At 45.9% G+C, this 932-nt stretch carries 2 protein-coding genes; both read left to right on the forward strand.

All coding sequences use genetic code 11. The features are described 5' to 3' along the window. Positions 1 to 86: 86 nt before the first annotated feature. Positions 87 to 470, forward strand: a complete 384-nt coding sequence (locus tag GBN19_RS15445) for a transposase (protein ID WP_001055585.1) — start codon at positions 87 to 89, stop codon at positions 468 to 470. Further along, positions 467 to 802 carry an IS66 family insertion sequence element accessory protein TnpB gene (gene tnpB / locus GBN19_RS15450; RefSeq protein WP_035270816.1) on the forward strand — a complete coding sequence of 112 codons (336 nt, stop codon included), beginning with the start codon at positions 467 to 469 and terminating at the stop codon, positions 800 to 802. Before GBN19_RS15445 ends, tnpB begins: the two co-directional genes overlap by 4 nt. The last annotated feature ends 130 nt before the right edge of the window (positions 803 to 932 follow it).

Here is a 932-nt window from a genome sequence, read left to right on the forward strand (position 1 = left end):
GTAAGCATCCGGCTAACACAGCCTTACCAAGCGATCCTATAAGCCTTAATTTAGTTCCCACCTAAAAACAAGTGGGGACTTAATCCATGAACATGGATATATATTCAGCAACACCTCCTGTTGCTAAAAAACGCCGAAAATACAGCAAAGAATTCAAACTCAGTATTGTCAATGCCTGCAAAAATCCTAATACCTCGATCGCTTCGGTCGCACTGCAACATAGTATTAATGCCAACCTTGTCAGTCGTTGGATCAGGATCTTCAGCCATCATGAGGGTGCCGTGCAGGATCCTACTCATGTGAATCCAGCATTTATTGCTTTGCCTTACACTGCTGCAATCAGCCAACCTATTGATGAGAGGATCACGTTGTGTATCACCGTGCCTCATACGAATAATGATATTCAGCTAAAATGGCAGACATCAGAAATACCTGCCTTGGCAGAATTACTCAAGGCACTGGCAACATGATCCGTATCAATGAAATTTGGCTCTCTACCCAGCCCATGGATATGCGAGCAGGAATGGATACTGTCATGGCTCAGGTGGTGAGAGCCTTTGGCTACATCAAACCGCATTGCGCCTACCTGTTCTGTAATAAACGTGGTCATCGTATGAAAGTGTTGGTACATGATGGACTGGGCATCTGGCTGTGTGCCCGGCGTTTGGAACAGGGTAAATTTCACTGGGCTCAAGTTCACCAAGGTGAAACCGTGGCCCTCAGCCCGGAACAGTTACAGGCATTAATCCAAGGTTTGCCTTGGCAGCGCATTGGACGACAGCAAGTGGTCACAATGCTCTAAACTAGCTTGGTCCATTCTGCTATTCTCCAAACGTTCTATTTCATTCTTCTCATGACCTCAGGCATACTGCGGTCATGAATACACTGCCTGATTTAAGCCAACTGACCCATGAACAACTGCTGGAATTTAC

The organism is Acinetobacter brisouii, from assembly GCF_008993995.1.
GTDB lineage: Bacteria > Pseudomonadota > Gammaproteobacteria > Pseudomonadales > Moraxellaceae > Acinetobacter > Acinetobacter brisouii_A.